General features: G+C 63.3%; 14 protein-coding genes and 1 pseudogene. 10 read left to right on the forward strand and 5 right to left on the reverse strand.

Annotated elements, in window-relative coordinates:
• Nucleotides 1-66: 66 nt before the first annotated feature.
• The 3 genes and pseudogenes from GFM02_RS09185 to GFM02_RS09195 form a co-directional block, all read right to left on the reverse strand.
• A pseudogene (locus GFM02_RS09185) lies at nucleotides 67-947 on the reverse strand (transglutaminase-like domain-containing protein).
• A gap of 84 nt (nucleotides 948-1031) precedes the next feature.
• Nucleotides 1032-1745, reverse strand: coding sequence for a DNA helicase (locus GFM02_RS09190; RefSeq protein ID WP_168321478.1), 714 nt, complete (start codon nucleotides 1743-1745; stop codon nucleotides 1032-1034).
• Between the two features lie 286 nt (nucleotides 1746-2031).
• Nucleotides 2032-3183, reverse strand: a complete 1152-nt coding sequence (locus GFM02_RS09195) for an ROK family transcriptional regulator (protein WP_168321479.1) — start codon at nucleotides 3181-3183, stop codon at nucleotides 2032-2034.
• Between the two features lie 207 nt (nucleotides 3184-3390).
• Here GFM02_RS09195 and GFM02_RS09200 point away from each other — a divergent pair, with 207 nt between their 5' ends.
• From GFM02_RS09200 to GFM02_RS09230, 7 genes are all read left to right on the forward strand, one after another.
• Nucleotides 3391-4698, forward strand: coding sequence for an extracellular solute-binding protein (locus GFM02_RS09200; RefSeq protein WP_168321480.1), 1308 nt, complete (start codon nucleotides 3391-3393; stop codon nucleotides 4696-4698).
• Between the two features lie 133 nt (nucleotides 4699-4831).
• Nucleotides 4832-5722 (forward strand): carbohydrate ABC transporter permease, encoded by an 891-nt coding sequence (locus GFM02_RS09205; protein ID WP_168321481.1) that lies wholly within the window; start codon nucleotides 4832-4834, stop codon nucleotides 5720-5722.
• 4 nt (nucleotides 5723-5726) lie between these two features.
• Entirely contained in the window at nucleotides 5727-6644 is a 918-nt protein-coding gene (locus GFM02_RS09210; RefSeq protein WP_168271327.1) for an ABC transporter permease subunit, read from the forward strand.
• A 2-nt stretch (nucleotides 6645-6646) separates the two neighbouring features.
• A complete protein-coding gene (locus tag GFM02_RS09215; protein WP_168321482.1) occupies nucleotides 6647-7753 on the forward strand; it encodes an ABC transporter ATP-binding protein in 1107 nt (368 codons plus the stop codon).
• Between the two features lie 10 nt (nucleotides 7754-7763).
• Entirely contained in the window at nucleotides 7764-8594 is an 831-nt protein-coding gene (locus GFM02_RS09220) for a glycerophosphodiester phosphodiesterase family protein (RefSeq protein ID WP_168321483.1), read from the forward strand.
• The gene (locus tag GFM02_RS09225) at nucleotides 8591-9421 is read left to right on the forward strand and encodes an inositol monophosphatase family protein (protein ID WP_168321484.1); all 831 of its coding nucleotides are present in this window, start codon (nucleotides 8591-8593) and stop codon (nucleotides 9419-9421) included. Before GFM02_RS09220 ends, GFM02_RS09225 begins: the two co-directional genes overlap by 4 nt.
• A 442-nt stretch (nucleotides 9422-9863) precedes the next feature.
• Nucleotides 9864-10505 (forward strand): metallophosphoesterase family protein, encoded by a 642-nt coding sequence (locus GFM02_RS09230; protein ID WP_168321485.1) that lies wholly within the window; start codon nucleotides 9864-9866, stop codon nucleotides 10503-10505.
• A 296-nt stretch (nucleotides 10506-10801) separates the two neighbouring features.
• Here GFM02_RS09230 and GFM02_RS09235 read toward each other — a convergent pair whose 3' ends face one another.
• On the reverse strand, nucleotides 10802-11152 hold the full coding sequence (locus GFM02_RS09235; RefSeq protein WP_168271322.1) for a hypothetical protein: 351 nt from the start codon (nucleotides 11150-11152) through the stop codon (nucleotides 10802-10804).
• Nucleotides 11153-11157: 5 nt separating this feature from the next.
• Nucleotides 11158-11955 (reverse strand): DUF899 domain-containing protein, encoded by a 798-nt coding sequence (locus GFM02_RS09240; RefSeq protein WP_168321486.1) that lies wholly within the window; start codon nucleotides 11953-11955, stop codon nucleotides 11158-11160.
• A gap of 119 nt (nucleotides 11956-12074) precedes the next feature.
• On the opposite strand from GFM02_RS09240, the gene GFM02_RS09245 reads away from it, so the two are divergent.
• From GFM02_RS09245 to GFM02_RS09255, 3 genes are all read left to right on the forward strand, one after another.
• Nucleotides 12075-13295 carry a helix-turn-helix domain-containing protein gene (locus GFM02_RS09245; protein WP_168321487.1) on the forward strand — a complete coding sequence of 407 codons (1221 nt, stop codon included), beginning with the start codon at nucleotides 12075-12077 and terminating at the stop codon, nucleotides 13293-13295.
• Between the two features lie 49 nt (nucleotides 13296-13344).
• Nucleotides 13345-13977 (forward strand): Vgb family protein, encoded by a 633-nt coding sequence (locus GFM02_RS09250; protein WP_168321488.1) that lies wholly within the window; start codon nucleotides 13345-13347, stop codon nucleotides 13975-13977.
• A gap of 870 nt (nucleotides 13978-14847) precedes the next feature.
• Nucleotides 14848-17274: an autotransporter outer membrane beta-barrel domain-containing protein gene (locus tag GFM02_RS09255; protein WP_348643956.1), complete on the forward strand. Its 2427-nt coding sequence runs from the start codon at nucleotides 14848-14850 to the stop codon at nucleotides 17272-17274.
• Nucleotides 17275-17366: the final 92 nt, after the last annotated feature.

Raw genomic sequence — 17366 nt, forward strand, 5'->3', positions numbered from 1 at the left:
GGGTCGACCGGTCATCGCACAGTTTCGGCCCGGAAGACAATCGGGACCGGAAGTCCCATCTCAAGATCACGCGCCGCCAACATTCTCCATCTGCTGCCGCACGCCGTTGAAGACCTGCGCCGGCACGCGCAGCCCGGCATCGTCCTGGTAGAGGGCCTGCAGCTCGCCGAAGCGTTGGTCTACGTCGACCGTCAGCGCAGCGAGACGATCGAAGCGCGCCAAGCCATCCGGAGATATTTCTTCCTCGGGCTGCGGCATCGCTCCCCAATCGTCCCAGGGAAGCATCTCCATGTTGTTGAGGGCGGCGAAGTCGCGCACGAGGTTCATGGCGATGAACCAGAAACCGAACTCGTCGAAGATGCCGAATTTGCCGGGGTCGGCGGCGCCGGCGCGGCAGCGCTGCCAGGTTTCGCCGGCGCTGAGGAATTTGCCCGGCGGCTGGTCGAGGGGATCGAAATCGAGTTTCAAGGCGGCGCGCTGGAGATCGTCGATCTGGAAATCCGCAGAGACCCAGCGCTCTCCGTCCCAATATTCGGCGATCCAGTGATCGATGCCCTTACCGGCCTCGAAATACATGCCGAAGCCGCAGCGGGCGCGTGCCGGGACGCCCTGGGCCTTGAGTGCCGCGCAGGCGAGCACGGTGAAATGGCGGCACACGCCGATACTCCGCTTCTCCGGTGGACGCGGCATGTCGAGCGGGGCGGGATCGATCGCCATGATCGTATCGAGTATCTCTCGCGCCGGCCGCGTGTGTGACTGCGCCCTTCGCTCCGGGGTCAGCACCTGATCGTAGTGTTGCGCCCAGGCATCATGCAGCAGCGTGCCGTGCACGGCCGCAGCAACGGTTTCGACGCCCTTGAGCGCTGCAAGGGCAAGGGCATGCGGCCCGGCCGATGTCATCTGGCCGGGCGCGTGTAGAAATCGACAGGGCTCTCATATCCGCTCATGCCGGGCATTATGATAAAACCGGCGTGGCAGGGCAAGGTCCCGCGGGCCATGCGTGAGGCCCGCGAGCGGATCACGGCAGGTCCTTATCGCGCAGCCTGAAACGCTACCTGGCCGTTGTTCAGGAAGCACGTCTTATCGAACAGTTTCAAGTCGAGCGGGTTCGGTAGCCTGATATCGGCGATATCAGGCAGGGGCTTTTGCGATCGCTCGTAGGATCGGTCGATCTGGGAGATGAAGACCACGATCAGGCCGCGCTCGCGGGCGAAAGCCTTCAGAGTGCGGACCTGGACAGAGAGCTCGGGGTTCTCCCGCTTCTGATCGAGCAGCTGAAGATAGTCGATGACGACGAGCGTGCCGCGCGGTGCGGACGCCAGTCTCTCGGCGATGTAGGTGGAGCTGATAGCGTCGGAGCCGTCGAATTCGAACAGGCGCTCGAATTGCGCCCGGTCGACGCCGATGGCGCGGAAGCGATCGGCAATATCCTCTTCCGTATATTCCAGCGAGAAGAATACACCGGGACGGCCTGATTTCATCGCCTCGACGGCAAGTTCGAGGCCCATCAGGGTCTTGCCGTGGCCGGGCCGGGCGCCGACGAGCAGGAGGTCGCCGGGCAGCAATTGCTGAAACAGCTTGCCGGCAGGTGCTTCCGCCGCTGCTTTTGCCGCAAGCAGGCTCCAGCCGCCGTAGCCTTCTTCCAGGGCTATGCGGTCGAGCGCCTGATGCAAGGGTATGTCCTCGGCTCGGGAGAGCTTTCTGGCTTTACGCTTCAGGTGATAGATAGGCGCAGACATCTTCATTCATAAACCTCCTATTGCGAGCGGTTTTCGCAATCCCTCCTTATGCAAGATGCTCGAACAGTCGGTTCGGTTCAGGTGGCCCCGCATGAAGTCTGCTTTCCCGATGGAGGGGGGAGGCGTGGGCTGCGCCAGAATCAGATCATAGCGCAGGAACGGCCGGCCGAAAATCGCCTGCGTTGCCTCCCGGCAAAAAATGCCAGATCTCCTCAAGCGGAAGTAGAGGGAATTGCCGTAAACGGCTGAGAGGGAGCCGATTTTTGCCCGACGGGCCGCGGAGCCGCTCGGATCAATAATAGGCCGATTTGAACGGGGCGATGGCGGCTCCCATGGCCGATGCGTCGCTTGCTATCTCGGAGATGATCAGCTTCGGCCGGGGGCGTGGCACGCCGTAGCGGGGGCGGTCGAAGATCTCGGTGCGGTCGATCAAAAGCTGTGCCAGGGCGGAGGGAATTTGGCCGCCGAAGACGATCCCCTGCGGATCGAAGATCGCCCAGATCGCGTTGATGAGGCGGCTATAGGCGGGTGTCACTTCGTCCACCCATTCCACGACGCCCGGCCATTTGGCATCGAAATGCTTGCGCATGTAACTGATCGAGGGAACGTCGACGCCATTGCGGTTGAGGTTTTCGATCAGATATTGCAAAGCCGGCCGGCGCTTATTCTCCTCGGCGTCATACATGCCCGAGAATTCGCCGGCATTGCCGATGCCGTTATGCAGCAGCTCGCCGTTGCTGACCAGGCCACCGCCGAAGCCGTAGTTGAAGCTCAGATAGGCGAAGTGCTTGATGTAGCGGCCGGCACCGAACATGGATTCGGCGACCGTTCCCGCCTTGCCGCCATTGTGCACCCAGACCGGCTTGCCGAAAAATTCCGTCAAGAGTGGCCCGAGTTCGATGAGCGACCACTCGTGCAGCGGCAGCGGGGCATTGTAGCGGGTGCCGCTGACGTGGAAGCCAGCGATGGCAAAGCCTATCCCGAAGAAAGTCTCCTCGGAGAGGTCGTTTTCCCTCTGATGTTCGACCAGTTGCTCCAGGACGAGATCGAGCGATTGGGCCATCGAACGTTCCCGCAAGGTGATGCTGCTTTCGGTGAGCACCTTGCCTGATATATCCATCAGGCAGATGCCGATCACGTCGGTATTGACCGAGATGCCGCAGGAATAGGCGTAGCTGCCATTCAGCCGGAGAGTCGGGCTCGGCTGGCCGCGACCGGCGCCGGGCTTCGGCGACCCGAAGGAAATAATGCCGCGTTCCTCCAACTGGTCGATGATCCGGTAGACGGATTGCTGAGTGAGGTCGGTGTGGCTGGTGACTTCGGAGCGCGAGAGGCCGGGATGACGCCAGATTAGCCTCAGCAGATCGCGTTCGTTCGACGAGACGACGCCGCCGCCTTCGCGAAGGAAGTGCCGGGCGATCAGCGGCTCCGGGAAATAGGTCATATCAACACTTCCTTCGTCAGTAATTACCTTAGGCGTGTAGTAATTAATGCTGTTGTCTCCGATACTTGCGTCCGTGCGCTATAGCAGCAGCCCTGCTTTGCGACAAGCGGCTTACGCCCGTCACTAAGTTGTTACACGTTATGTGTAGTAAGTTGCCGTCACGGCGTCGGCGCTTGAAGCCGGCCGATCAAATCAGGCGAGGGCAAAATGAAGATTTCCATTCTGGCGGCTGCGGCCGCGCTGATGGCGGGCGCGTGTTCGGCGCAGGCCGCCAATATCGAATTCTGGTACGGCAATACGGGCGTCGTCGAAAGGGCGATCCAGGACCAGTGCAGCGCTTTCAATGCCGCGCAATCGGAGCATCACATCACCTGCGTCGGCCAAGGCAGCTACGAAGTGTCGATGCAGAAGGCGATTGCCGCCTTCCGTGCCAAAAAACATCCAGTTCTCATCCAGTTCTTCGACGCCGGCACGCTCGACCTGATGCTGTCTGATGCCGTCGTGCCGGTCCAGGAGGCGCTGCCCGAGGTCAAGTGGGACAATTATATCGCCGGCGCGCGGGCCTATTACGAAACCTCCGGCGGCGCGCTTTTCGCGCAGCCCTACAATGCCTCGACGTTGCTGTTCTACACCAACAAGACCGAGCTCGAGAAAGCCGGCATCACCAAGACGCCTGAGACTTGGGAAGAGATCATCGAGACCGCCCGCAAGCTGAAGGCTTCGGGTCATGCCTGCCCCTTCACCACTGATGGCGACACCTGGCGCGTGCTCGAACAGTTTTCCGCCCGCCACGGCCTGCCGATCGCCTCAAAGCATAACGGCTATGACGGTCTCGACGCCGAATATGTGTTCAACACCACCTTCGCCGCCAAGCATCTCCAGAACCTGGTCGACTGGCGCAAGGAGGGCCTCGTCAAGCTCAATGCCGATACCAAGGCCGGCAACTTCACCGCCGCCTTCAACACCGGCGAATGCGCGATGATGGAGAATTCCTCGGGTTCTTACAGCGCCTCGGCCAAGGCGTTCGAAGGCAAATACGAACTGTCAGTCGGCATGGCGCCGATGTATGAGGGTTATGAGCGCCACAACACGCTCGTCGGCGGCGCATCGATCTACATCATGAAGGGCCACGACAAGGCCGAGGTCGAAGGCGCCAAGGCCTTCCTCGACTTCCTACGCCGTCCCGAACAGCAGATGTTCCTGACCGCCGCCACCGGCTACGTGCCCGTCACCAACGACGTGATGGATGCGATCGCGAAAAGCGGCGAGGCGAACGCGCCAAAATATGCGACGGCCGCCATCGGCATCGAGTCGATGAACCAGCCGCGCACCCCGGATACCCGCGGCATCCGTCTGGGCTTCTATGTGCAGTTCCGTCAAGTCTTCGTGGAAGAGACGCAGAAGGCCTTTGCAGGCCAGGAGACCATGCAGGTGGCGCTCGACAATGCCAAGAGGCGTGGGGACGAGCTGCTGCGCCGCTTCGAGCAGACCTACAAGGGCGTGAGGATGCAGTGATCCCGACATCTCGCGCGCGGGACGTTTGAACGTCCCGCGCGTCCCACGCACGGGGGGCGCGTCCTAAGCGCTCCCGTGCGTCAGGCATGGGACCCATACGCCCGTGCCGGTCTTCCCAATGCAGGGCTTCTCCATGACGTCGGAATCTTCTCTCTTCAGCCACCGCTGGCTGCCGCTTCTGCTGGTAGCGCCGCTTATGCTGCTGATCGCACTCTTCTTCTACGTGCCTGTTTTTCAGGCCTTCTACTGGTCATTCTTCCTCGAACGCCCCTTCGGCGGCGGTTCGATGTTCGTCGGCTGGGATAACTTTGCCCGCGTGTTCTCCGATCCGGAGTTCTGGAAGGGCTGTTGGCGCACCATCGTCTTCATGGTCACCGCCTCCTCACTCGCGGTGGCGGTCCCGCTGATCCTTGCGGTCGCGGCCGACCGGAAGATCCTGATGTCGCTGCCGGCGCGTAATGTGCTCGTTTGGCCGAAGGGGGTTGCCGGCGCCTCGATCGGCGTCGTCTTCGCCTTCATCTTCAATCCCTTCGTCGGCGTGCTCGCGCCACTCAACTCAGCCTTTCCCGGCATCTGGGCGCCCGGCATCGACGGTACAGACGCCTTCCTCACGCTGATCGCAGCGCATGTCTGGGGCGGCATCCCGTTCAATTTCGTCATTTTGCTCGCCGGCCTGCAGTCGATCCCGAAGACCATGCACCAGGCAGCCGCAATGGATGGGGCAGGGCCATGGCGTCGTATCTTCGACGTGCAGCTGCCGCTGATTGCGCCGCAGCTCTTCCTGACGCTGGTGCTGGAGTTCACCGAAAGCATCACCTCGGCCTTCGCGCTGATCGATACGATCACCCATGGCGGCCCCGGCGGCGCCACCACGCTGCTGGTCTACAAGATCTACACGGACGGCTTCAGTGGCTATGACCTTTCCGGCGCCTCGACCCAGACGGCGATCCTGATGGTCTTCGTCGCCCTCCTCACCGCCGCCCAGTTCCTCTTCCTCGGCCGACGCATCAACTACGAGCGGTGACCCCATGATCGAAAACGCACGCTCCCTCAACATCGCAGCCGGCCTCGTCCTCATCGTCGGCATCGTCTATATCCTCGGGCCGCTCTATTTGACGCTTGCCACAGCCTCGCAATCCTACGAGTTCATGCTGCGCAACGGGCTCGCCTGGTATCCCGGCGACCAGTTTTTCACCAATGCGGCACACATCTTTACCGAGACACACATCCCGATCCAGATGCTCAACAGTCTGGCGGTCGCCTTTGGCGATGCATTCGCGACCTGTGTGCTGTCGCTTCTGTCGGCCTATGCCATCGTCTATTTTCGTGTTCGCTGGGCGGGCGCGGCTTTTGCACTGATCCTGGCGACCATCATGCTGCCGATCGAGATCCGCGTCATCACCACCTACCAGGTGGCGTCGAACGTGTTTTCGCCGGTCAATGCGCTGCTCGATGTCACCGGTCTGAACGATCTGATCGCCCAGTACTTCGGCGCGCCGGTCAAGCTCGAATGGAGCGTGCTGAACACGCATTTCGGCCTGATCGCGCCGCTTGTCGCGCATGGCACCGGCACCTTTCTGTTCCGCCAGTTCTTCCTCACCTTGCCGAAGGATCTCTTCAAGGCGGCGCGCATGGATGGGGCAGGGCCGATCCGTTTCCTGTTCGACATCCTGCTGCCGCTGTCGCGCACCAGCTTCGCCGCGCTGTTCGTGCTGACCTTCCTCAGTGGCTGGACGCAATATCTCTGGCCGCTGGTCGCCGCCTCGACGTCAGACATGCAGACCGCCGTCGTCGGGCTGGCGCGGCTCGTGCCTGACGCGGAGGGAGAGATCCCCGACTTCCCGATGATCATGGCCGGCGCCATCATTGTATCCATCATTCCGCTCGCGATGATTGCGCTGCTGCAGCGCTATCTCGTCCAGGGCCTCGCTCTCACGGAGAAATAGCCATGAACGCCATCGACATGGCCATCCGCGCCGCTGCTGCCGACATCACGCTATCAGGCGTCACCAAGGCCTATGACGCCGAGACCGTCGTCATTCCGCCGATGGATGTCGAGCTCAGAGCTGGCGAATTCACCGTCGTGCTCGGCCCGTCGGGCTGCGGCAAGTCCACGCTTTTGCAGATGATCGCCGGGCTGGAGCGGGTGAGTGGCGGCACGATCGTCATCGGCGGCCGGCAGGTGCAGGATCTGGAGCCGAAACATCGCGGCTGCGCCATGGTGTTCCAGAACTATGCGCTCTACCCGCATATGAGCGTCTTCGACAACATTGCCTACAGCCTCAAAGTATCAGGCATGGCGAAGGCCGAGCGCATCGAGCGGGTCGATGCGGTGGCGAAGATGCTCGGGCTGTCGAACTTCCTCGGCCGCAAGCCGGGGCAGCTTTCCGGCGGCCAGCGCCAGCGCGTGGCGATCGGCCGGGCCATCGTGCGCGAGCCCGGTGTGCTCTTATTCGACGAGCCGCTGTCCAACCTCGATGCTCAGCTCCGCCACGACATGCGCGTCGAACTGGCCGACCTGCACCGGCGCATCGGCGCCACCACCGTCTTCGTCACCCATGACCAGGTGGAGGCGATGACGCTTGCCGACCGCATCCTCATCCTCAACAAGGGGCGGATCGAACAATTCGATACGCCGAAGGCGATCTATCACCATCCGGCCTCGATCTTCGTCGCCAGATTCATCGGCGCACCGCCGATGAACATCCTGCCGGTCACCGGCGACGGCTCGGTGCTCCGGCTCGCCGACGGGCAGGTGGTGGCGCAAGCGCGGCTCACCGGCACCTATCAGCTTGGTATCCGGCCGGAGGATATCTTCATCTGTGGCCAGGCAGGGGAGCATCAAGTCACATCAGCTCTGCGTTTTCGCGAGGACCTCGGCTCACATTCGATCCTGGCGGCCGAACTCGGCGGATCGGTCGTCAGGATCGCTACACCCTTCGGCGTCGAGATATCGGACCGCAGCCAACTCTTTCTCAATCTCCCGGCTTCCCGCCTGCATCTCTTCGATACAGCGAGCGGCAGGGCCATACCCGGCGCCCTCAGCGCAAACTAAAGGAAGTCCCATGAAATACATCGACCACATTGCCGATCCGTCGCGTTCCTGCGCCATCGCTGCCCATCGCGGCGCCTGGCATCAGGCTCCGGAGAACAGCCTTGCCGCGATCGAGAACGCGATTGCCGCCGGCTACGACATCGTCGAGGTGGATATCCGCCAGAGCGCCGACGGCCACTTGTTCATCCTGCATGATGACACGCTCGAACGCATGGCCGGCATCGACCGCGTCCCCGAGGAGATGACGATTGCCGAGATCACCAGCCTGCGGCTGCGCATGGCCGATGGCGGGCCGGATCAGCCGTTCACGCGCGAGAGCATTCCGACGCTGGAACAGGTGCTTGAAACCGTGCGCGGCCGCATCTTCGTCGATCTCGACCTCAAGGACCTCGAGATGATTGATATCGTCGCTGCCAAGGTCAAAGAGATGGGCATGGCCGACCAGGTCGATCTCAAGGCTCGCGCCGACACGCCGGAGGCGCTGGCCTGGCTCGCCAGGCAGCCCGGGATTGACGGCATTCCGTTCATGGGCCAGGCGTTCTTCAGGGTCGGGAGTGCCGAAGAGACCGCCAAGGCAGTCATCGCGGCGCGCCCCTTCATGTGCGAAGCCAAATTCGATGAGCTTGAGACGCTGGCCGGCCAGCACGAGCGTCTGCGCAACGCCGGAATCTCGCTCTGGGTCAACACGCTCGATCCGGTCTCCTGCTGCGGCCTGACCGACAGTGCGGCACTTGAAGATCCCGATGCGATCTGGGGACGGATGATGGCGGCCGGCGTCAGCGTCATCCAGACCGACCAGCCCGCCGCGCTTAAAGCCTATATCGAGGCGCGCCGGGCATGAGGGACGTGTCGGACGACATATTCTCCGCCGTGATGGAGGATATGCGCCGGGCGGCGGAGGCGGAAATCCTGCCCCGCTTCCTCGGCGTCACCGCCGAGGACATCCGCACCAAGACCGCGCCCGACGATCTGGTGACCGATGCCGATATAGGTGCCGAGCGGCGGCTCACCGAAGCGCTGTCGGCGCACTTTCCCGAGGCGCTGCTCGTCGGCGAGGAGGCGGTTTCCGCCGATCCGTCGATTCTGACGCGCCTTGGCGACGCCGATCTCGCCGTCATCATCGATCCTGTCGACGGCACCTGGAATTTTGCCCATGGCCTGCCGCTGTTCGGCATGATCGTGGCGATCGTCTCGGGCGGAGAAACCGTGGCCGGGCTGATCCACTATCCCGTGACCGGCGATTTCCTCGCCGCCCGGCCGGGGCGAGGGGCGTGGCATATTGCCCGCGATGGCACGCAGACCCGGCTCAGCGTCGCGCGGCCAGGGCCGATCGGGGAAATGCACGGCTTCGTGCCGCTGCATATGTTTCCCGCCGAGGAGCAGCCGGTCTACGCTCGGAGCCTGCTGCACTTTGCCCGCACCACCACGTGGCGCTGCTCGGCCTATGAATATCGGGCGGTGGCAACAGGCGCTATGAGCTTTTCGCTGAACGCCGAGCTCAAGCCCTGGGACCACGCCGCCGGCGTGCTGATCCACCACGAAGCCGGCGGCTACGGCGCATTGCTCAGCGGCGAAGCCTATCGTCCTGCGATGACCAAGGGCCGGCTGCTATTGGCGCCGGATGCGGAGAGTTGGGAGGCGATCCGCCGGGGTTTTGTCGAGGGGTGATAGCGGTTGTGGTTCGGCAGGACGCTCTGGCGCGCCGCGGCTTGCGACGCGCCATTCCGGCCATGCAGTTTCCAGCATTCGGCGTGCTGTTCCTAGTGTGCCGACGCGATCTCAGGCGAAAGCGCCATCCCAATCTCCGTCATTCCTGTGCTTGTCACAGGAATCCAGCCACGGCGTGTCCACGCCATGAGGGACTCTCATATGACGAAGCCCTTCTCCCGCGCTCATGGACTTGAGCGCACTGGATTCCTGTGACGAGCACAGGAATGACGGAGGAAAGGTCCTCGATGGCCGATGCGGCGATCAATATGTGAACTCAAGCCAAAGGCGAGGCAATTGCCGTAAGTGCAGGGAAATGACCCGGATTTTCTGTCGGCAGTATTGAGATCCGCCGCGGCGATCCGGACTTCACCTGGCCCCCGGCAGGCGCTAAAAATGAAGCATGCGCTACACATTCGCCATAGGTGATATCCACGGCTGTATCGATTCGCTGAAAAGGATGATCGATCGTATCGAGGCTTATGCGTCTGAGGGGACGGTCGTCTTCGTTGGCGATTACATCGATCGCGGGCCTGACAGCAAAGGTGTTCTCGACTGGATCATTGCCGGTCCATCGGAGCCGTGGAGATGGATCTGCCTGAAAGGCAATCATGAGGATATGATGGTCGCTGCCTATGCCGACGGTCAGAGCAGAGCCGTATGGCTCGGCAACGGCGGGCTGGAGACCGAAATATCCTATGGCGGCAGGGTTTTGCCGCAGCATCTGCAATGGGCGGCCGATCGTCCCCTCATGCATGTCGATCGGCATCGCATCTTCGTCCACGCCGGCGTCGATCCGGCATTTCCGCTGGACCGGCAGAGCCAGGACGATCTTCTATGGATGCGGTTCCTGGCCGGTCAGCCAGGCGAATATTGGGGCAAACACCTCGTCCACGGCCATACCCCATCGATGTCCAATCCCATGACGACAGGAAACCGCACCAACATCGACAGCGGCTGCGTCTTCGGCGGTAAGCTTTCCTGTGCGGTCTTCGACGACGATGTTGCCGGCGGGCCGATCGACTTTATCGAGGTGAGGGCGTGAATTTGGGCGTGTCGGTAAGGGTATAAAGCCGGAGATGGCGGGTGGAGCATTGAGGAGCGGGAAGGCCTATCGCCCCGCCATGACTCGTCAGCAGAAAGTTTGGCGAGACGCCACCCCAATCTCCGTCATTCCTGTGCTTGTCACAGGAATCCAGCCACGGCGCGTCGGCGCCGTGAATGACTCTCAGAAGGAAGTCGTTCTCCCGCGCCCAAGGACTTGGGCGCACTGGATTCCTGTGACGGGCACAGGAATGACGGAGGAGAGATGTGGCGGCGCTTGGGACCATCACCGCCCATTCAGGCCCGCCAGCCGGCGGCGAGCCGCAGCCAGGGCGCCAGGTGGAAGCCGCCCATCAGCAAGTACATGGGCACCATTCCGCCGATCGGGAAGGCATCCGGCGTCGTCATGCAGATCATGTCGGCGCTGCCGGTTGTGCCTGTCAGCAGCGCCATGATCACGAATGTCGGGGCGGCGGCGAGTGATAGCCAGTCGCCGGCCCGGGCGGCGATCCGGCCGCTCGGGCTCGTCATGCCACTGCTCGGCTTAGCAGCTGATCCGTCTGCTGCGGCGGCCAGCGAGAGCCATTCGGCGGCGTTGAGAGCGACGTTGCCGTCGCCTCGCTCGGGAGTGTGGGCTGAAAGCAGCATCGGCGTCACTCCTTGCCGTACCGGTCGTGGTGGCGCCACCAGATGCCGGTTTCGTTGCGGCCCTTGGGTGCGCGGTCGAGCCATTGATACATGCCCCAGAGCCCGTCCAGCCCGCGCGCATAGCTGGAATAGCTGTGGTAGACGGCGCCATCGATAAGTTCGAAGGCGCTGACGCCCGGCCGGTCGCGGGTATAGGTGGGGACATCGGTGCCGGTCATGGCAGCGATCTGGGTGATCGGGGCCTCGCTGTTGCGCGGCTGCCATTCCTGGACAGTCCTGCCTGGGAGCGGTTCGGGAGCGGGCGGTTCCCGGCGGTAATTATAGTCTACCTCGCCCTGGTGCTGCTGCTCGGCAGAGAACCAGACGCTGAAATCGCCGTTGAAGTCGCTGCCGAAGGAGGAGGCCCAGGGAAAGCTCCAGTCCATCCGCTGCTTGAACGCTTCGAGCTTTGCGAGCGGCGCCCGCGAGACCGCCCAAAAGGCGACGTCGTGGTTCTCCAGGTGAACGAAGAAGCCGTTGAAACCATCAGCGATCGAGGAGCAGGATGGGCATCCCGCTGTATAATCCGGCCCGAACATGAAGTGATAGATGAGAAGCTGCGAGCGCCCGCCGAAGAGATCCTTCAGCGCGACGTTCCCGCCGTCGGTGTCGAAGCGATATTGTTTGTCGATCCTCACACGCGGCAATTGCTGGCGCTTGATCGCCAGCGCGTCGCTCTGCCGGGTCAGTTCCTTTTCCTCCTCGAGCAGATCGAGGCGAGCCGCCAGCCATTGCTGCCGTGTTGCGTTCAGCTCTGTCATCATGGGTCTTCTCCTTTGCCTGTCTCTCGTCGTAGCATCCGGCGCAGGCTTGCTTGCCGGTCGACGACAAATCTAAGGCCGGGTGGGGAAATGGTGGGAGTGACAAGTGTGACGGGATTTGAATGGACTCGCTGATCACGGCAGCGGCGCGGGCGCTGGCGGTGGGAGATGCGCTCGGCGCGCTGAAGCGTGTGGCGCTGCGCGACGATGCGCCGGCGCTGGCGCTGCGCGGCATTGCGATGGCGCAGCTCGGCGATCTCGTCCGCGCCAAGGCGCTGCTGAAGAGTGCGGCGCGTGCTTTCGGCCCGCGGGAGGCGGTGGCGCGAGCCCGCTGTGTGGTCGCCGAGGCCGAGATCGCACTGGTCTCGCGCGATCTCACCTGGCCGCCCAAAGCGCTGGAGGCGGCGCGCAAAGTGCTCGAAGCGCATGGCGACAGGATCAACGCTGCCCATGCCAGGAATGTCGAGCTTCGCCGGCTGGTGCTGATCGGCCGGCTCGACGAGGCCGAGCGGGCGCTCGAAACACTCGACCCGACGCCGCTGCCGCCGGCGGCAAGGGCTGCCCACGAGCTGGTGGTCGCGGGCATCGCGATCCGGCGCCTGCAGACGAAAGCGGCGCGCGCGGCGCTTGACCGGGCGAGGCAGGCGGCGCGCGAGGCCGGTATGCCTGTATTGACGGCGGAGGTAGAAAATGCCGCCGACGTACTCAACGCACCGGTGGCACGGCTGATCTCGCGTTGGGGCGAAAGCCCGCTGCTGCTTGAGGAGGTGGAAGAGTTGCTAGGCTCGGGCGCGCTCGTCGTCGATGCCTGCCGTCATATCGTGCGAGACGATCAGCTTTCCGTGTCGCTGGCAACGCGGCCGGTGCTCTTTGCGCTCGCCCGAGCGCTCGCCGAAGCCTCGCCGGGGGATATGGCCAGGGGCACGCTCGTCGCGCGCGCCTTCCGCGGGAAACATGCCGATGAATCGCATCGTGCCCGGCTGCGCGTCGAGATAGGCCGGCTGCGCGCCGAGCTGCGGGCGCTCGCCGAGGTTTCGGCGACGAAACGCGGTTTTGCGCTTTCGCCGCGGCGAGCCGGCGAGACCGTCGTGCTGGCGCCGCTGGTCGAAGGCCAGCATGGGGCGGTGCTCGCCTTTCTCGCCGATGGCGAGGCGTGGTCGAGTTCGGCGCTGGCGATCGCGCTCGGCGCCAGCCCGCGCACCGTGCAGCGGGCGCTGGGTTCGCTTGCCGGGGAGGCCAAAGTGCAATCCTTCGGGCGCGGGCGGGCAAGGCGTTGGATGAGCCCGCCACTGCCCGGTTTCCCGACGATCTTGTTACTCCCGGGACCTTTGCCCAGCGATTAGTATAGCCTGACTGATGAAGATGGCCCTATGGGCGAACAGGATGGAAGAGATGAAAAAATCGGCTGCGACGATCATCCGTGAATATGGACCTTTTCCCGGCGCCGAGCGCGTCAACGGCGTCACCTTCGATGGTGAGCATGTCTGGTTCGCCTCGGGCGACAGGCTGAACGCGCTCGATCCCGCAAGCGGCGAGGTGGTGCGCTCGATCGAGGTTGCGTCCCATGCCGGAACGGCTTTCGATGGCGAGTTCCTCTATCAGATCGCCGAGGATGTCATTCACAAGATCGACCCGAAGACCGGCCGTATCCTTTCCACCATCCCGGCGCCCGGAAATGGCGGGGATTCCGGCCTTGCCTGGGCCGAAGGCTCGCTCTGGGTCGGCCAGCACCGCGGCCGGAGGATCCATCAGATCGACCCGGAGACGGGCAAGATCCTCCGCACCATCGAATCCAACCGCGTCGTGACAGGCGTCACCTGGGTCGACGGCCAGCTCTGGCACGGTACCTGGGAGGGTGATGACAGCGACGTCAGACGCATCGACCCCGAAACCGGCGAGGTGCTGGAGCGGCTTGATATGCCCGAGGGCACCGGCGTCTCCGGCCTCGAATCCGACGGCGCCGACTGCTTCTTCTGCGGCGGCGGCGCCAGCGGCAAGGTCCGCGCCATCCGCCGGCCGGGGTGAGTCATGCGAAGGGCCGGGAGAGGCGGAACAAGAGCCGCAGCGAAACCACGGCATCCTCCAACGCCTGTTATCTGGGGCGGCACCCTCCAACATCCCTCTCCCGGCCCTTCGCATGGCTCAGGGCGTTCGGCCCTGTGATCGATCCACTGGATCGATCACTCCCGCTCTGCGGGATCGGGCCTTACCCTGAGGTGCGCAGCCCATCGGGCGCAGCCTCGAAGGACGTGCCGCCGCACTGCTCCTTGCATCCCTGTCGTTTCTGACGTCGAGCACCCGCCTCGTCCTTCGAGGCTACGGCCTTTGGCCTGCGCACCTCAGGATGATCCTTCGAGGCGATCCTGCTGATAGCACCTCAGGATAGGCTCTCTCGGGCTTTGCCGGGATGATATTTCTTGGGCCGGCTTGTTATCTTTTCTTAACACTCATTATTCTTTATCGTGAAAGAGTTGTCGATTCGATCGAATTTTATCTTTAAATCAATCTTAAAGAGCATTTTACGGAAGGCGGCATCATGCGGGCGAGCGCTGTGATTCGGGCTGCCAGGAAACGGAAGCTTCGTTTGGGGATCTTCCTGGCGGCACTGACAGCTTTCGCCTGAGGCGATCATGTTTTCAACATTCGCCAACTCTTATCGAAAAAGTTGCGATTCCAGGAGCGACCATGGGCGGCTATTCGTGGCGACGAGTCATCAACAAGATGCGCGCACCTTCCTCCGTTCTGCGCCGTCTAATGACAGGCGTCTCAGCGGCGGCGTTGATGGCGATGTCCGCAGGGGCGGCCCAAGCCGCTGACTGGCGCGGATCGACAAGCAGTGACTGGACAGACGCGAGCAACTGGTCAGGAGGCGTAGTTCCCGGTGTCGGTACAGCCGTGAACATCAGTACAGCCGGTGCACCGGGGAATACGCCGGTCGTTCTCGGTGTCACCGGGCCGGTCAGTGTCTCGGTCGGGATCACAAACGTAGGCCAAGGCGGACCGACGCCAGGCGTCTTAACGATCCAGAATGGCAGCAGTTTAACCAGCGCTGCCAACTCCCGGCTTGGAGGAGCAGCCTTTACCACCGGGATCGCCACCGTCACCGGACCGGGATCGCAGTGGAACGTCGGCCCCGGCAATTTTTTTATCGGCTTTCTCGGTGCTGGCACGCTCAACATTGAGAATGGCGGGCAAGTCAACACGGGCACCGCGGTCCTGGGCAACTTCGCCAGCGCTTCCGGCACGCTCAACATCAGCGGCGGAACGCTGCAGGCTCAAACCTTGCGGGGCGGTCCCGGCGCGAGCCAGGCCAATTTCGACGACGGCATTTTGCGCGCGACGGCGGCTAACGCGACCTTCATCAACGGATTTTCCGGCACCGAGCTCAACCTGCTCGCCGGCGGGCTGACGATCGATACCGCCGGCTTTGCTGTGGGAACCGACGCGGCGTCGGGGTTTTCAGGCGTCGGCGGCCTGACCGTCACCGGTGGCGGTGTTTTCAGCCTGCTGGCAAACAGCATCTATACCGGCGAGACGCAGATCGACTTCGGCAGCGGCCTCGCGCTATCCGGCGCCGGCGCCATCGCCAATTCCAGCCGGGTTGTCGCCGACGGCACCTTTAACGTTTCGGCGGCCGCGGCCCCGACCATCCAGAGCCTGGCCGGCAGCGGCAGCGTGCTGCTCGGAGCGCAAACTCTGACGATCGCCAACGCCAACGACACGTTCGCGGGCGTTATCGGCGGCACGGGCGGGCTGACCGTCACCGGCGGCCGGCAGACGCTGTCGGGCGTCAACACCTATAGCGGCGCGACGACGGTGAGCGGTGGCCGGCTTGCCGTCAACGGCTCGATCACAAGCCCGGTCACGATTTCGGGGACCGGCATTCTCGGCGGCATCGGCACGATCTCCGGCGATGTGACCAATGCCGGCACGATCGCGCCCGGCAATTCGATCGGCACGCTGACGATTGCTGGCAATTATACCGGCACTGGCGGCACGCTCGAGATCGAAACCGTGCTCGGCGGCGATGCCTCGCCGACCGACCGCCTCGTCGTGACGGGCAACACGGCGGGCACGACTGATGTCAAGGTCATCAATCTCGGCGGCGGCGGCGCGCAGACGGTCGAAGGCATCAAGATCGTCGATGTCGGCGGCATCTCGGCCGGCAGCTTCTCGCTGCAAGGCGACTATGTGTTCGAGGGCGACCAGGCCGTGGTGGGCGGCGCCTATGCCTACCGGCTTTACCAGAACGGCCTCAGCACGCCTGCCGATGGCGACTGGTATCTGCGCTCGACCGTGCTCGATCCCTCAGGCGGCGCGACCGGGCCACTCTATGCGCCCGGCGTGCCGCTCTACGAAGCCTATGCCGGGGTGCTGCAGAGCCTCAACGAATTCGGCACGCTGCGCCAGCGCACCGGCGGGCGCGGGGTGGACGATGGACGATCCGCCGACGAAGCAGGTAACGATCAGATCAATGATCAGGGCAGGGCGATCTGGACCCGCATCGACGGGACGCATTCGCATTTCGAGCCGGAGACCTCGACGACGGGCGCCGAATACGACGTCGATAGCTGGACGCTGCAGGCCGGCGTCGACGGGATGCTGCATGAAAGCGGGGCAGGCGTCTTGATCGGCGGCGTCAGCTTTCATGTCGATACGGCCTCGGCAGACGTCTCCTCGCGCTTCGGCAAGGGCGATATCGACACCACAGGCTATGGCTTCGACGGCACCCTGACCTGGTACGGCAATAGCGGCTTCTACGTGGATACGCAGGCAGGCGTGACCTGGTACGAGAGCGATCTCAAATCCTCAACGCTGCACACCACGCTTGCCGACGGCAATGACGGCGTCGGTTATGGGCTCAGCGTCGAAGCCGGCCAGACGATCGCGCTGACGGACCAGTGGTCGCTGACGCCGCAGGCCCAGCTTGCCTATTCCTCCATCAGGTTCGACGACTTCACCGATGCCTATGGCGCCGCCGCATCGCTTGACGATGGCGACAGCCTGACCGGCCGCCTCGGCATCTCGGCCGATTATGACCGCGACTGGAAGGACGCCTCCGGAAGGACCAGCCGCTCGAAGCTCTACGGCATCGCCAATCTCTATTACGATTTCCTCGACGGCTCTGATGTCGATGTCTCCGGGACCAGCCTCGTCAGCGAGAACCAGGCGCTCTGGGGCGGCCTTGGCATGGGCGGCTCGCTCAGCTGGGCCGACGACCGATACGCGGCCTATGGCGAGGCCTTCGCCCGCACCAGCCTCCAGGATTTCGGCGACAGCAACGCCCTCGGCGCCAAGGTCGGGTTCAGCGTCAAGTGGTAGCGGGATGGCGCCAGGGCGGGCGTCGACATCAAGGTGCAAGTGCAAGAAATTCGATCGGGTAGCGATTGATTTCGTCACGTGACGATCTACTT

It is taken from the genome of Rhizobium leguminosarum bv. viciae (assembly GCF_012276115.1).
Taxonomy (GTDB): Bacteria; Pseudomonadota; Alphaproteobacteria; order Rhizobiales; family Rhizobiaceae; genus Rhizobium; species Rhizobium leguminosarum_T.

Bases quoted from the DNA above. Each gene is read 5' to 3' on its own strand.
- GFM02_RS09190 (WP_168321478.1), bottom strand. From the start codon at position 1,745: ATGAAGATGTCTGCGCCTATCTATCACCTGAAGCGTAAAGCCAGAAAG.
- GFM02_RS09195 (WP_168321479.1), bottom strand. From the start codon at position 3,183: ATGACCTATTTCCCGGAGCCGCTGATCGCCCGGCACTTCCTTCGCGAA.
- GFM02_RS09200 (WP_168321480.1), top strand. From the start codon at position 3,391: ATGAAGATTTCCATTCTGGCGGCTGCGGCCGCGCTGATGGCGGGCGCG.
- GFM02_RS09205 (WP_168321481.1), top strand. From the start codon at position 4,832: ATGACGTCGGAATCTTCTCTCTTCAGCCACCGCTGGCTGCCGCTTCTG.
- GFM02_RS09210 (WP_168271327.1), top strand. From the start codon at position 5,727: ATGATCGAAAACGCACGCTCCCTCAACATCGCAGCCGGCCTCGTCCTC.
- GFM02_RS09215 (WP_168321482.1), top strand. From the start codon at position 6,647: ATGAACGCCATCGACATGGCCATCCGCGCCGCTGCTGCCGACATCACG.
- GFM02_RS09220 (WP_168321483.1), top strand. From the start codon at position 7,764: ATGAAATACATCGACCACATTGCCGATCCGTCGCGTTCCTGCGCCATC.
- GFM02_RS09225 (WP_168321484.1), top strand. From the start codon at position 8,591: ATGAGGGACGTGTCGGACGACATATTCTCCGCCGTGATGGAGGATATG.
- GFM02_RS09230 (WP_168321485.1), top strand. From the start codon at position 9,864: ATGCGCTACACATTCGCCATAGGTGATATCCACGGCTGTATCGATTCG.
- GFM02_RS09235 (WP_168271322.1), bottom strand. From the start codon at position 11,152: ATGCTGCTTTCAGCCCACACTCCCGAGCGAGGCGACGGCAACGTCGCT.
- GFM02_RS09240 (WP_168321486.1), bottom strand. From the start codon at position 11,955: ATGATGACAGAGCTGAACGCAACACGGCAGCAATGGCTGGCGGCTCGC.
- GFM02_RS09245 (WP_168321487.1), top strand. From the start codon at position 12,075: ATGGACTCGCTGATCACGGCAGCGGCGCGGGCGCTGGCGGTGGGAGAT.
- GFM02_RS09250 (WP_168321488.1), top strand. From the start codon at position 13,345: ATGAAAAAATCGGCTGCGACGATCATCCGTGAATATGGACCTTTTCCC.